The organism is Streptomyces rimosus subsp. rimosus (assembly GCF_000720725.1).
GTDB classification, from domain to species: Bacteria; Actinomycetota; Actinomycetes; order Streptomycetales; family Streptomycetaceae; genus Streptomyces; species Streptomyces rimosus_A.
Genome location: NZ_JOCQ01000002.1, coordinates 115,897 through 129,510 on the forward strand (window position 1 = coordinate 115,897; position 13,614 = coordinate 129,510).

Annotated in this window: 13 protein-coding genes; 8 read left to right on the forward strand and 5 right to left on the reverse strand. The window is 72.1% G+C overall.

The features are described 5' to 3' along the window. The first annotated feature begins 330 nt into the window (after nt 1–330). Nucleotides 331–1,290: an MmyB family transcriptional regulator gene (locus IH45_RS0101495; RefSeq protein ID WP_050514432.1), complete on the forward strand. Its 960-nt coding sequence runs from the start codon at nt 331–333 to the stop codon at nt 1,288–1,290. On the opposite strand, the gene IH45_RS01000000142960 is transcribed toward IH45_RS0101495, so the two are convergent. Further along, on the reverse strand, nt 1,206–2,141 hold the full coding sequence (locus IH45_RS01000000142960) for an MBL fold metallo-hydrolase (RefSeq protein ID WP_050514433.1): 936 nt from the start codon (nt 2,139–2,141) through the stop codon (nt 1,206–1,208). The genes IH45_RS0101495 and IH45_RS01000000142960 overlap by 85 nt on opposite strands. 325 nt (nt 2,142–2,466) lie before the next feature. After that, nucleotides 2,467–2,913, reverse strand: a complete 447-nt coding sequence (locus IH45_RS0101505) for an SRPBCC domain-containing protein (protein ID WP_030660023.1) — start codon at nt 2,911–2,913, stop codon at nt 2,467–2,469. 186 nt (nt 2,914–3,099) lie between these two features. On the opposite strand from IH45_RS0101505, the gene IH45_RS0101510 reads away from it, so the two are divergent. The 3 genes from IH45_RS0101510 (at nt 3,100) to IH45_RS0101520 (ending at nt 6,565) form a co-directional block, all read left to right on the forward strand. Continuing rightward, nucleotides 3,100–4,221 (forward strand): hypothetical protein, encoded by a 1,122-nt coding sequence (locus tag IH45_RS0101510; protein WP_030660025.1) that lies wholly within the window; start codon nt 3,100–3,102, stop codon nt 4,219–4,221. A 155-nt stretch (nt 4,222–4,376) separates the two neighbouring features. After that, nucleotides 4,377–5,231, forward strand: coding sequence for a nitrilase-related carbon-nitrogen hydrolase (locus tag IH45_RS0101515; RefSeq protein WP_030660027.1), 855 nt, complete (start codon nt 4,377–4,379; stop codon nt 5,229–5,231). After that, nucleotides 5,228–6,565, forward strand: coding sequence for an aspartate aminotransferase family protein (locus IH45_RS0101520; protein ID WP_030660029.1), 1,338 nt, complete (start codon nt 5,228–5,230; stop codon nt 6,563–6,565). The genes IH45_RS0101515 and IH45_RS0101520 overlap by 4 nt, the downstream gene beginning before the upstream one ends. A 152-nt stretch (nt 6,566–6,717) precedes the next feature. Here the strand turns inward: IH45_RS0101520 and IH45_RS0101525 are convergent, their stop codons facing one another. Then, entirely contained in the window at nt 6,718–6,921 is a 204-nt protein-coding gene (locus IH45_RS0101525; protein WP_030592723.1) for a cold-shock protein, read from the reverse strand. 271 nt (nt 6,922–7,192) lie between these two features. After that, nucleotides 7,193–8,248 carry an NAD(P)-dependent alcohol dehydrogenase gene (locus tag IH45_RS0101530; RefSeq protein ID WP_030660031.1) on the reverse strand — a complete coding sequence of 352 codons (1,056 nt, stop codon included), beginning with the start codon at nt 8,246–8,248 and terminating at the stop codon, nt 7,193–7,195. Between the two features lie 130 nt (nt 8,249–8,378). Between IH45_RS0101530 and IH45_RS0101535 the strand changes: the two genes are divergently transcribed. Beyond that, the gene (locus IH45_RS0101535) at nt 8,379–9,287 is read left to right on the forward strand and encodes a helix-turn-helix domain-containing protein (RefSeq protein ID WP_050514435.1); all 909 of its coding nucleotides are present in this window, start codon (nt 8,379–8,381) and stop codon (nt 9,285–9,287) included. Between the two features lie 305 nt (nt 9,288–9,592). Further along, nucleotides 9,593–10,174: a TerD family protein gene (locus IH45_RS0101540; protein WP_030660034.1), complete on the forward strand. Its 582-nt coding sequence runs from the start codon at nt 9,593–9,595 to the stop codon at nt 10,172–10,174. 88 nt (nt 10,175–10,262) lie between these two features. Here IH45_RS0101540 and IH45_RS0101545 read toward each other — a convergent pair whose 3' ends face one another. Beyond that, nucleotides 10,263–10,841, reverse strand: coding sequence for a TerD family protein (locus IH45_RS0101545; RefSeq protein ID WP_030660037.1), 579 nt, complete (start codon nt 10,839–10,841; stop codon nt 10,263–10,265). 345 nt (nt 10,842–11,186) lie between these two features. Between IH45_RS0101545 and hydA the strand changes: the two genes are divergently transcribed. Beyond that, nucleotides 11,187–12,593 carry a dihydropyrimidinase gene (gene hydA / locus IH45_RS0101550; protein WP_030660039.1) on the forward strand — a complete coding sequence of 469 codons (1,407 nt, stop codon included), beginning with the start codon at nt 11,187–11,189 and terminating at the stop codon, nt 12,591–12,593. An 11-nt stretch (nt 12,594–12,604) separates the two neighbouring features. After that, a complete protein-coding gene (locus tag IH45_RS0101555) occupies nt 12,605–13,606 on the forward strand; it encodes a TIGR03842 family LLM class F420-dependent oxidoreductase (protein WP_030660041.1) in 1,002 nt (333 codons plus the stop codon). Nucleotides 13,607–13,614 lie beyond the last annotated feature (8 nt).

Below are 13,614 nucleotides of genomic sequence, written 5' to 3' on the forward strand. Positions count from 1 at the left end.
CTCTCGGTTGCTGCTGGTGTGCCCGGCTCCGCCGGCGGCACGGCGGCGGGCGCCGTGCGGGGCCCTGCCGCGGTCAGTCACTCTGGCACAAACCGATCGGGCGTTCTCGTCCGCTGCCGGTCACGCGGGGTGACCGGTACTGGGAGTTCCGGTAGGCGGGGTGCCGCTCCGGCCCGGGAAATGGGGTGGATGTGGGCTTTGGGGTGATTCGCGGGGTGGCGGGCGGTCTCCGGTGGGCCGGAGGGCTCGTTCGGTGCGTAGCGAAGTGGCGATAAAGTCGGCCGTAACTTTTCGATCCTTTTACCGAACCGGAGGGAGCATTGATGCCGAATGTCCGGTAAGCAGCGGCTCGGCGACTTCCTGCGCGACTGGCGCGGCCCGCGGGACCCCCGTCAGGTGCCGGGGTTCACCGCGAAATTCGGCCACCGGGACCGGCTCGGCATCACGCAGGCCGAGATGGCGGTGCTCACCGGTGTCACCGAGGGGTGGTACCGCAGGCTGGAGTCCGGCCGGATCGAGCGGCCGAAGACCGAGTGGCTGGAGCGCATCGTGCGCATCCTCGACCTCGACGAGGCGCAGCGGCACACCCTCTTCGTGTACGCGCGGGGGCAGGTGCCGCCGCCGCTCTACCGCCCCTCCGGCGCGGTCGACCCGTCGACGTCCGCGCTCATCCAGGTGCAGCCCTGGCCGGCCTATCTGTCCGACTCGGCGTGGGACGTGCTCCTGTACAACGCGGCCTGCGAGAAGGACTGGCCGTGGATGAAGCACGGCATCAACGTCATGATCTGGGCGCTGACGTACCCGGAGGCCCGCCTCCAGCTGATCAACTGGGAGGAGGACTGGGCCAAGCCGATGGCTTCCCAGCTGCGCCTGACCGCCGCCGAGCAGCCGGAGAACCGCAGGCTGGCGGAGGTCGTGGCGCAGATCAAGGAGCGCGACAGGGTCGCCGCCCGGCTGCTCACCGATGATCTGACGACGGTCACGCACCCGGACGGCGACCGGCGCTGGCTGTACCTGCCCGGCCACGGGGACGAGGAGTTCGAAGTCACCTTCCGCTGCTTCGCGCCGCTCAGCGACCGTACGCAGCGGCTCATGCTGGTGGTGCCGTCCGACTACCCGGTGGCGGCCGCCCTCCCCGCGGCCGCCCGCCCCGAAGCCGCCCGCCCCGAAGCCGCCCTCCCCGAAGCCGGTCTCCCCGCGTCCGGCTACGCCGCGTCCGCCAGCCGGGCCATGCCCTCGACCAGCTCGAACGTGGTGGACGGTACGTCCGGCACGCCCGCCTCCTGGTAGGCCGCCGCGACCGCGGTGAACAGCCGCTCGGGGTGCGCCAGCCCGCCTGCGTGCGCGGCCTTGACCAGGCGGGCCGCCTCGTCCAGCTCCGTGCCCTTGCGGGCGTGCGCGGTGGCCGTCTCGAAGATCCGGGACAGCTCGTCGCGGAAGCGGGTCAGCCCCGCGCGGTCCGTCAGCTCCCCGTGGCCCGGTACGAAGGTCGTGGCGCCGGTGGCCAGCAGGGTGTCGCAGGCCGTGACGCACGAGGAGAGCGAGCCCGACCAGACGATCATGTGGCCGCCGCGGAACAGGGCGTCGCCGGTGAACACCACACCGTCCTCGGGCACGTGCAGCGCGACATCGCCCGCGCTGTGTCCGGCGCCGAGGTCCAGGAGACGCACCGGCGTACGGCCGACGGACAGCTCCAGGCTGCCGGTGAAGGTCCGCGTCGGTCCGGTGACGGTGATGCCGCCGAAGTCGAAACCGCCGAAGTGCTCGACGGCGTAGGCCGCGACCGCGGTGACCGGCTCGCCGCGGCTCAGCGCCGACAGCATGTCCGGCGTCATCTCCTGGCACTGGTGCGCGGCGGACGCCTCGGAGGTGATGATCTCCGCGTCCGGGACCAGCTCGTTGCCCCACGTGTGGTCGCCGTTCTGGTGGCTGTTGACCACGGTGGTGATCGTCGCGTCCGGTACGGCACCGGCGATCGCGGCCAGCAGCTCCCGGGTGCCCTCCAGGGTGAACTGCGTGTCCATCAGGAGCGCTTCACCGTCGGACGCGACCAGGCCGCAGTTACTGTAACCCCAGGCGGTGCTGTCGTGCGTCCACGCCCAGGTGGTCGGGGAGAGCGGGACGAGGCGGGGCGTGGTCAAGGAAGAGGTCCATTCTCTCGGGCGGCGCCGCTGCCGCCGGATGGCACGGCGTACGGACCCGGCGGTGAACCCCACGGGAACGGTCGCCCGGTTCCGCAAGGGGCCAATGTACTCACCAACGGTCTGGACCACCCACACCGGATCACCCCTACCGGACCACCCATACGGGACCATCCGCGCAAGACGGCCGATGGTGCCCGTACCGGATGGACGGGCCGGTCGGGCCGGGCCGACCGCCACGGTACGGGCCGGTCCCGGAAACGGTGGTGACCAGGGTCACGCCGCCCCGTATCGCGTCGCCCCGCCGAGGACGCGGCAGGAAGGGCTATGCCATCCGCGACTCCGCATGTGCCTTGATGCCCGCGAGGTAGCCGGACTCCGGGTACGAGCGCATGGCGTGCTCGTACGCCGGGTTGCCCTCGCTCCACCGGTCGATGACCAGCTCCAGGTCCGTCCCGTCGCCGCGCGGCGTCAGGACGTGCGTCATCCGGCACGATGTCGCGGCGTGTTCCGGGTTGTGCACGGGGCCCGGATGCTGGACGTAGCCGAACCGGCGGCAGGGCTCGAACGCGGTTATCTCGCCGTACACCTGCACGATCCGCTCGCCGTCGGCGCCGTGCCCCACGAACTCGACGCGGCTGCCGATCTCGAACGACGACTCGATGCGCGAGCCGAACAGGGTCGCGCTGCTCCCCTCGGGCGTGGTGAGGGTCTCCCACACCTGCTCGGGTGCCGCGGCGATGGGGACGGTGTACCGAAGTGTCTCAGCCATGTCCGCAGAGTAGGGCCCACCACTGACAACGGTGGGTGGCCGCTGCCCCGACCGCCCGGCGGGCCCCGGGGAACCGCGCGTAGAACGGGTGCAATCGAGGCCAAAACCCGGCTGGTGCCGCATGCGGGTGGGGCGTGAGGTGGGAACGGGCGGGCCCACGGGGAACGGGGGAGGGGAGAGGGGAACGTGGCAACGGACCAACTCGAAGCGCCGGTGGCGGAGTTCGCGCGGTTCCTGCGCGGGCTGACGCGGCTGCTCGACGCGACGGCCGGCTGGTACGCCGTCTTCAGGCTGCGCGACCCCCAGGGCCTGCGGGCCTGTCTGGACGGTACGGACGTGCCGCCCTGGGACGTGGTGGAGTCGCTGCTGCACGACCTCGCGGTGCGCCGCGGCGAGCACGCCGTGCGCACCGCCGGGCCGCGGGCGCGCCGGCTCCACGAGGAGGCGGTCGCGGCGTACGATGCCCGGCCGGGCGCTCCCGCGCACCTCGGGGAGCGGCTCGACATGATGCTGCGCGAACGGCAGTACGCGGCGCTGCGCGAACGGGAGTTACGGGCTGCCCTGCTGGTGGCGGCGGGCGGCCCCGACGCCGCGCGGCTGGCGGACGAACTGGCCTGGGCCCGCGACGACCACGTACGGTCCGGGGCCCGGGCGCGTGAACTCCAGGGGCGCCTCGACGCGCTGGCGAGCGCGGCGGTGAGTCATCGCCCCCCGGGCGGCGCCACCGGTCTGTACGAGCACGAGCCGGACACCCCCAGCGCTCCCCGCGCCATCGGCACCCCCGAAACGCCCGTCACCCCCGCCAACGCCGCCCGCCTGGCCCAGCTCCGGGCCACCGGGCGCGGCGGCGAGGCGCACGCCCTGCTGTGCGCCGCCGCCCACGCACGCCCCTCCCAACTGCCGCGCACCATAAGCGAGCTGGAGAACGCAGGTCTGGCGGCTGAAGTGCCGACGCTGCTCTGGGAGGTGGCCTGCCTGCCGCCCGCCCGGCTCGCCGCTGCCGCCGACGCGCTGACCGCCGCGGGCCGCACCGCCGAGAGCGTGCGGCTGCTGCGCCAAGGCGTCGCCCGGCCCGCCGGGGAAGTGGCGCACACGGCGCTGGCGCTGCTCGGGGCGGGCCGCCCGGCCGAGGCCCGCGAACTGTTCGCGGCGCTCGTCCGGGCCCGTACGCCCGAGGAGGCGGTGGAGGCGACCGCGAGCGCCCCGGGCAAGCTGGTCCCGCTGCTCCTGGACGCCGCCGCCGGTGTCTCACCGCACCGCCACCGCGACATCACCCACGCCCTGCGCGCCGGTGGCGCGCGCTCCTGACCACGCGCCGGGCGCGCGCCTTTCCGGCCGCTTCCGGCGTCGCCCACCGCCGTACGGGAGATGGTCTTGCCTCGCCGCTGCACGGGGCCTACGGTCGCTCCACACGCGTAGATCCGCATGGCCCGCTGGCCGACGGCTCGACGAAGGAGCAGCTCATGGCCGATGTTGTCCGTAACGTCGTACGCGCCGCACTGGTTCAGGCGTCCTGGACCGGCGACACCGAATCGATGATCGCGAAGCACGAGGAACACGCCAGGGCGGCGGCCGCGCAGGGCGCGCAGGTGATCGGCTTCCAAGAGGTCTTCAACGCCCCGTACTTCTGCCAGGTCCAGGAGCCGGAGCACTACCGCTGGGCCGAGCCGGTGCCGGACGGCCCCACCACCCGCCGGATGCAGGAACTGGCCCGCGAGACCGGCATGGTGATCGTGGTGCCGGTCTTCGAGGTCGAGCAGTCCGGCTTCTACTACAACACGGCGGCCGTCATCGACGCCGACGGCACCGTGCTCGGCACCTACCGCAAGCACCACATCCCGCAGGTCAAGGGCTTCTGGGAGAAGTACTACTTCAAGCCGGGCAACCTCGGCTGGCCGGTCTTCGACACCGCCGTCGGCCGGATCGGCGTCTACATCTGCTACGACCGCCACTTCCCCGAGGGCTGGCGCCAGCTGGGCCTGAACGGCGCCCAGCTCGTCTACAACCCGTCCGCCACCTCCCGCGGCCTGTCCGCCTACCTGTGGCAGCTGGAGCAGCCCGCCGCCGCGGTCGCCAACGAGTACTTCGTCGCCGCGATCAACCGGGTCGGCGTCGAGGAGTACGGCGACAACGACTTCTACGGCACCAGCTACTTCGTCGACCCGCGCGGGCAGTTCGTCGGCGAGGTCGCCAGCGACACCAAGGAGGAGCTGGTCGTCCGCGACCTGGACTTCGGCCTCATCGACGAGGTGCGGCAGCAGTGGGCCTTCTACCGGGACCGCCGGCCCGACGCGTACGAGGGGCTGATCCGGCCGTGACGGCCCCGGACGCCGGGCCGGGCGCGGCACCGGCCCCCGCCGGCCTGCACGCCCGGCACCGCGCCGTGCTGCCCGACTGGCTCACGCTGCTGTACGAGCGGCCCATCGAGCTGACGCACGGCGAGGGCCGCCACGTATGGGACGCGGACGGCAACCGCTACCTGGACTTCTTCGGCGGCATCCTCACCACCATGACTGCCCACGCGCTGCCCGAGGTCACCAAGGCCGTCGCCGAGCAGGCCGGCCGCATCCTGCACACCTCGACGCAGTACCTGTCCCGGCCCATGGTCGACCTGGCGGAGCGGATCGCCGCGCTCTCCGGCATCCCCGACGCCCGGGTCTTCCTCACCACGTCCGGTACGGAGGCGAACGACACCGCGCTCCTGCTGGCGACGGTGTACCGGCGCTCCAACCAGGTCCTGGCGATGCGCAACAGCTACCACGGCCGGTCCTTCTCGGCCGTCGGCGTCACGGGCAACGCCGGCTGGTCGCCGACCGGCCTGTCCCCGCTCCAGACGCTGTACGTACACGGGGGTGTGCGCACCCGCGGCCCGTACGCCGGGCTGTCCGACGCCGCGTACATCGACGCGTGCGTCGCCGACCTGGAGGACCTGATCGGCCAGATGGCGGGCGTCGCGGCGCTGATCGCCGAGCCGGTGCAGGGCGTCGGCGGCTTCACCTCGCCGCCCGACGGGCTGTACGCGGCCTTCCGCGAGGTGCTGGACCGGCACGGCATCCTGTGGATCTCGGACGAGGTGCAGACCGGCTGGGGCCGGACCGGCGACCACTTCTGGGGCTGGCAGGCGCACGCCGGCAACGGGCCGCCGGACCTGCTCACCTTCGCCAAGGGCATCGGCAACGGCATGTCCGTCGGCGGGGTGGTGGCCCGCGCGGAGGTGATGAACTGCCTCGGCGCGAACTCGATCTCCACGTTCGGCGGCAGCCCGGTCACCATGGCGGCCGCCCTGGCCAACCTCGACCACCTCCTGGCCCACGACCTCCAGGGCAACGCCCGGCGCGTCGGCGGCCTGCTCATCGAGCGGCTGCGGGCGGCCTGCGCGGGGCTCCGGACCGTACGGGAAGTGCGCGGACGCGGCCTGATGATCGGCATCGAGCTGGTCGCCCCCGGCACGGACGAGCCGTCGCCGCGGGCGGCGAACCTCGTCGTGGAAGCCGCCCGCGAGCGCGGCCTGCTGATCGGCAAGGGCGGCCTGGGCGGCTCCGCCCTGCGCATCGCGCCACCGCTGTCGCTGACGGCCGAGGAGGCGCAGACGGGAGCGGGAATCCTCGCGGAGGCGCTGCGGGTGGCGGAGCGAGGGGTGGCGGCCGGTTAGGCGGCGACGGGTGAGCCGCACGGGCCCCGGACCGGCACGAGCCGGAACGCCACCCGTTCGGGCGTTCCGGCTCGTGCCGTAGTCCGTTCCGCTCCGGCTGTCCGCGCTCGGGCGGCTCCGCCGGTCCGGCCGGTAGGGCCGGTGCGGCCGGCTCAGGCGATGACGATGTTCTCCGCCTGCGGGCCCTTGTGGCCCTGCGTGACGTCGAAGGTGACCTTCTGGCCTTCCTGCAGCTCACGGAAGCCCTGGGCCTGGATGTTCGAGTAGTGCGCGAAGACGTCGGCGCCGCCGCCGTCCTGCTCGATGAAGCCGAAGCCCTTTTCGGAGTTGAACCACTTCACGGTGCCGGTTGCCATGTCTTAATCCTTCGATCGAGGCAGTTGAGGATCCCGCACGGCGCGGTCTCCAGGGTCGCCGCAATTGAGCCCATCCGGATGTGACCGGCAGAAACAGAAGGCGCCCGACGGTCACATCCCGTCAGGCGCGCATGACGTTCATGGGTACCAAAACTGCAACTGGGGCGACGGTAGCACGCGATCCGTCGCCGTTCCGGTACCGACCGTGACCACCGGGTGTCGCCCGTGTGGCGGCACCCGGGGCCCGGGCCGGGCCCCGGGTGCGCGGACGTCAGATGGTCGCGGTGTCGATGACGAAGCGGTAGCGGACGTCGCCGGCCAGCACCCGCTCGTACGCCTCGTTGATCCGGTCGGCGGAGATCACCTCGATGTCCGAGGCCAGCCCGTGCTCGCCGCAGAAGTCCAGCATCTCCTGGGTCTCCTGGAGGCCGCCGATCTTCGAACCGGCGAGGGTCCGGCGGTTGCCGATCAGGGCGAACGGCGCGACCGCCAGCGGGTGCTCCGGCACGCCGAGCTGGACCAGGGTGCCGTCGGTGCGCAGCAGGCCCAGGTAGGCGTTCAGGTCGAGCTGCGTGGAGACGGTGTTGACGATCAGGTCGAAGCTGTTCGCCAGCTTCTCGAAGGTCGCCGGGTCGGACGTGGCGTGGTAGTGGTCGGCGCCGAGCCGCAGGCCGTCGTCCTTCTTGCGCAGCGTCCGGCTCAGTACGGTGACCTCCGCGCCCATCGCGTGCGCGATCTTGACGCCCATGTGGCCGAGGCCGCCGAGGCCCACGACGGCGACCTTCTTGCCGGGCCCGGCCTGCCGGCGCGCCAGCGGCGAGTAGAGGGTGATGCCGGCGCACAGCAGCGGTGCGGCGGCGTCCAGCGGCAGGCTGTCCGGGATGCGCAGCGCGTAGTTCTCGTCGATGACGAGGTGGGTGGAGTAGCCGCCCTGGGTGGGCAGGCCGTCCCGGCCGATGGCGCTGTACGTGTCCACCTGGCCCAGCTCGCCGGTGCAGTACTGCTGGAGGTCCGCCTCGCAGTTCTCGCACTCGCGGCAGGAGTCGACGAAGCAGCCGACGCCGACCCGGTCGCCGACCGCGTACCGGGTCACCCCCGGGCCGACCTCGCTGACCACGCCCGCGATCTCGTGGCCGGGGACGAGGGGGAAGTGCCCGCCGTCGCCCCACTCCGCCCGCACGGTGTGGATGTCGGAGTGGCAGATGCCCGCGAACTTGATGTCGATGAGGATGTCGTGCTCACCCAGCTCCCGGCGCTCGATGGTGGTGCGCTCCAGCGGAGCCTTCGGGGCGGGTGCTGCGTATGCGGGTACAGAGGTGCGGTTCATGCTCTCCAGGGTGGGCTTGGCTGCCCGGGGCAACCAGTGCCCTGTTCAACCTACGCTCGGCGGTCCTACTACTGCGAGAAGCACCCTGGCGCGCACGCGGCCCGCCCCCGGTGCGCGCGATAATCACGGGATGGATCAGAGCACCGAAATGAGCGACTTCCTCCGCTCCCGCCGTGCCCGGCTCCGGCCCGAGGACGTGGGCCTGGTCCACCACGGCGGACGGCGGAGGGTGCCCGGCCTGCGGCGGGAGGAACTGGCGCAGCTGGCGGGCGTCAGCGTCGCGTACTACATCCGGCTCGAACAAGGGCGGGGCCAGAACGTCTCCGCCGAGGTGCTCGACGCGATCTCCGACGTACTGCGGCTCACCCCGGCCGAGCGCTCCCACCTCGCCGACCTGGCCCGGCCGGCCTCCCGCCCGCGTCCCGCCCCGCGCCCGCCGCGGCTGCGCCCCGCCGTCCAGGCGCTGATGGACGCGATGGAGGTCCCGGCGTACGTCGTGGGCCGGCGGCTGGACATCCTCGGCGGGAACCGGCTCGCCCGCGCCCTGCTCGGCGACTTCGCCGCGCTGCCGGCGGGCCGGCGCAACACGGCCTGGCTGGTCTTCCTCGATCCGGCCACGCGCGCGCTGTACGCCGACTGGGAGGAGAAGGCCAGCTCCGTCGTGGCCTTCCTGCGGCGGGACGTCGGCCGGTACCCGGGCGACCCCGAGCTGAGCGCGCTGATCACCGAGCTGTCCGCCGAGAGCGCCGACTTCCGCCGGATCTGGGCCGACCACGACGTACGGGACAAGGACTTCGGCCGCAAGCGGCTGCGGCATCCGGTGGTGGGGCCGCTGTCCCTCGCGTACGAGACGCTGACCCTGCCGGCCGATCCGGAGCAGCAGCTGGTCACCTACCACGCGGAGCCGGGGACGCCGTCGGCGGCGGCGCTGCGGCGGCTGGCGCGGCACGCGGCGGAGGGGGACAGCGCCCCGGAGCCGGGCGGTTTCCCGGAGCGGGCCGGTGCCGCGGAGCGGCGGGAGGAGGCCGTTTCCGCCTAGCGGTGAGGCCGTTTCCGCGTCGCTGTGAGGTCGTTCCCGCGTCGCGCCGAGGCCGTTTCCGCGGCGTGGCGGGAAGCGGCGACGCGGTCTGTTGTGCGGGCGCCCGGCTGGGTACCGTACGACGTGGGCCCCGCTGTGAGCATTCCGGCGGGGCCCGCCAGACGTCCGGCCGGTTTCCGCCCTGCGGACGGGCGTCTTTACTTCGCCATTACCTCTACAGTGCTGTAGATTTGCGATTCCCGGCCGGTGGCGGCGGCCGCCGCTCTGCCCGGGGGCATGCCATCCCGACGCAGGAGTGACAGCACATGACCGTGAACCTGGACAAGGGTCAGAAGATCAGTCTGAGCAAGTCCGGCGGGGGCGAACTCAGCGTGGTCCGCATGGGCCTGGGCTGGCAGGCCGCCGCCCGCAAGGGCTTCCTCGCCAAGCTGATGGCCCGCGAGATCGACCTGGACGCCTCTGCCGTGCTGTTCGCCGGTCAGCAGCCCGTCGAGGTGGTCTTCTTCCAGCACCTGATCAGCGACGACGGATCCGTGCGGCACACCGGTGACAACCTGGTGGGCGGCGCGGGGCAGGGCGGCGACGACGAGGTGATCTACGTCGACCTCCAGCGGGTGCCCCCGCACATCGACCAGATCATCTTCACGGTGAACTCCTTCACCGGCCAGACCTTCGCCGAGGTGCAGAACGCGTTCTGCCGCCTGGTGGACGAGAGCACCGGCCAGGAGCTGGCCCGCTACACCCTCACCGGCGGCGGCCAGTACACCGCGCAGATCATGGCGAAGGTGCGCCGGGCCGGCGGCGGCTGGGAGATGGCCGCCATCGGCGAGCCCGCGAACGGCCGCACCTTCCAGGACCTGATGCCGGTCATCACCGCGCACCTGTAAGCACGGGCGGAGGGCGCGCCCAAGGTGGCGCGCCCTTTCGCGCATCGGGGTCGCGTATCGGCCCGCGTATCGGCCCGCGTACCGGGGGTCAGCCGACGTTGACGCCGTAGTCGGTGGCGATACCGGCCAGCCCGGACGCGTAACCCTGGCCGATGGCGCGGAACTTCCACTCGCCGCCACGCCGGTAGAGCGCGCCGAAGACCATCGCCGTCTCGCCGGCGGCGTCGTACGACAGCTCGTAGCGGCACATCTCGCGGCCCGTCAGATTGTCCACGACGCGGATGTACGCGTCCTCGACCTGGCCGAAATTCTGCCCGCGCGTCTCGGCGTCGTGGATGGAGACGGTGAAGACGACCTGGCCGGTCTGCTCGCCGAGGCGGTCCAGGTCGACCAGGATCTGCTCGTCGTCGCCGTCGCCCTCACCGGTGAGGTTGTCGCCGGTGTGCCGGACCGCGCCGTCCGGGCTGGCCAGGTTGTTGTAGAAGACGAAGTGCGCGTCGGACAGGACGCGCTGGTCGGGGCCGCAGACGACCGCCGAGGCGTCCAGGTCGAAGTCCGCGCCGCCGGTGGGCCGGGCGTCCCAGCCCAGGCCGACGGTGACGTCCGCGAGGGGAGTGCCGTCCTGGTTGAGGACGACGTTCTGGCCCTTGCTGAGGCTGACGCCCATGGTGCTGTGTCTCCTGTTGCGAGTGCGGTGCGGTCCGGTGAGTCGGGTTCTTCCACCGGGCCAACGCGGCGGCCCGCACCAAGGTTCCCGGATTGCGCAAGCAATGAAGTTTTACGGGTGGCAACCGGGCGCGTCCCACCGGTTCCCGCTGAACCGCGGTCATGGTGTTGCCACAGTGGGTGACATGCTTCTACGGTCAGCTGCACGGCCGCGTTCTACGGGTGTAGACCGGCCGTGACGCGACGTCACCCGGGACGCGCCGCCCGGCCGGCCGACCACGCCGGGCCGTGTCCCCTCCGGCGCCGCCGAGCACCTGTGCTGTGTGTGGAAGGGAGAGCCGGAAGCATGAGCCGAACAGTCGTCCGCGGCGGTCTGGTCGTCACCGCCGCCGATGAGATCCACGCCGATGTCCTGGTCGAGGACGGCAGGATCGCCGCCCTTGCCGCGCACGGCACGACCACCGCCGAGAGCTGGACCGAGGGCGCCGACCGCACCATCGACGCCACCGGGAAATACGTCGTCCCGGGCGGCGTGGACGCCCACACCCACATGGACTTCCCGTTCGGCGGGACGTTCTCCTCCGACACCTTCGAGACCGGCACCCGGGCCGCGGCCTGGGGCGGCACGACCACCATCGTGGACTTCGCCGTCCAGACGCGCGGTCAGGCGCTGCGCGAAGGGCTGGACACCTGGCACGCCAAGGCCGATGCCCAGTGCGCCGTCGACTACGCCTTCCACATGATCCTCTCCGATGTGAACGAGCACTCGCTCAAGGAGCTGGACCTGCTGGTCGAGGAGGGCGTCACCTCCTTCAAGCTGTTCACCGCCTACCCGGGCGTCTTCTACAGCGACGACGGCCAGATCCTGCGCGCCATGCAGCGCTCGGCGGGCAACGGCGGGCTGGTCATGATGCACGCCGAGAACGGCATCGCGATCGACGTCCTGGTCGAACAGGCCCTGGCGGAAGGCCGCACCGACCCGCGCTACCACGGCGAGGTGCGCAGGGAGCTGCTGGAGGCCGAGGCCACCCACCGTACGATCCAGCTCGCCCGGGTCGCCGGCGCGCCGCTGTACGTCGTGCACGTCTCCGCCGAGGAGGCCGTCGCCGAGCTGGCGCAGGCCCGCGACAAGGGGCTGAACGTCTTCGGCGAGACCTGTCCGCAGTACCTCTTCCTGTCCACCGACAACCTGGCCGAGCCGGACTTCGAGGGCGCCAAGTACGTCTGCAGCACACCGCTGCGCCCGAAGGAGCACCAGGCGGCGCTGTGGCGCGGCCTGCGCACCAACGATCTCCAGGTGGTCTCCACCGACCACTGCCCGTTCTGCTTCAAGGGCCAGAAGGAGCTGGGCCGCGGCGACTTCTCCAAGATCCCCAACGGGATGCCGGGCGTCGAGCACCGGATGGACCTGCTCCACCAGGGCGTGGTGGACGGGCACATCAGCCGCCGCCGCTGGATCGAGATCGCCTGCGCCACACCGGCCCGGATGTTCGGCCTCTACCCCAAGAAGGGCACCATCGCGCCCGGTTCGGACGCCGACCTCGTCATCTACGACCCGGCCGCCGAGCAGGTCATCTCGGCCGCCACCCACCACATGAACGTCGACTACTCGGCGTACGAGGGGCGCACCGTCACCGGCCGCGTGGAGACCGTCCTCTCGCGCGGCGAGACCGTCGTCGACGAACGGCGCTACACCGGGCGCGCGGGGCACGGCCAGTACACCCCGCGCGGCACCTGCCAGTACCTGAACTGAAGGAGGCCGCAATGGACTTCGGAGTCGTCCTGCAGACCGACCCGCCCGCGTCCGACGTCGTCACCACCATGCGCCGCGCCGAGCGGCAGGGCTTCCGCCACGGCTGGACCTTCGACTCCTCCGTACTGTGGCAGGAGCCGTTCGTCATCTACAGCCGCATCCTGGAACACACCGAGCGCCTCATCGTCGGCCCGATGGTCACCAACCCCTCCACCCGCACCCCGGAGGTCACCGCCTCCACCTTCGCCACCCTCAACGACATGTACGGCAACCGCACCGTCTGCGGCATCGGGCGCGGCGACTCGGCGATGCGGGTGGCCGGCCGGCCGCCCAACACCCTCGCCCGCCTCGGCGAGTCGATCCGCGTGATCCGCGACCTCGCGGAGGGCCGGGAGACCGACGTCGGCGGTCGCCCACTGCGCATCCCGTGGGTGCGCGACGGGCGGCTGCCGGTGTGGATGGCCGCGTACGGGCCGAAAGCCCTGAAGATGACCGGAGAGCTGGCCGACGGCTTCATCCTCCAGCTCGCCGACCCGTTCCTGACCGAGTGGATGGTCAAGGCGGTGCGCGACGCCGCGGTGGCGGCGGGCCGCGACCCGTCCGACGTGAAGATCTGCGTCGCGGCGCCCGCCTACGTGGGCGACGACCTCGCCCACGCCCGCGAGCAGTGCCGGTGGTTCGGCGGGATGGTCGGCAACCACGTCGCGGACCTGGTCAAGCGGTACGGCGAGCACTCCGGCATGGTGCCCGAGGCGCTCACCTCGTACATCAAGGAGCGCGCGGGCTACGACTACGCCCACCACGGCCGCTCCGGCAACCCCGACACCGCGTTCGTGCCGGACGAGATCGTGGACCGCTTCTGCCTGCTCGGGCCGCCCGGGGCCCAGCTGGAGAAGCTGCACCGGCTGCGGGAGCTGGGCGTCGACCAGTTCGCGCTGTACGCGATGCACGACGCGCGGGACGCCACCATCGACGCGTACGGCGAACGGATCATTCCGGAGTTCGCGGGCTGAGGGCCCGG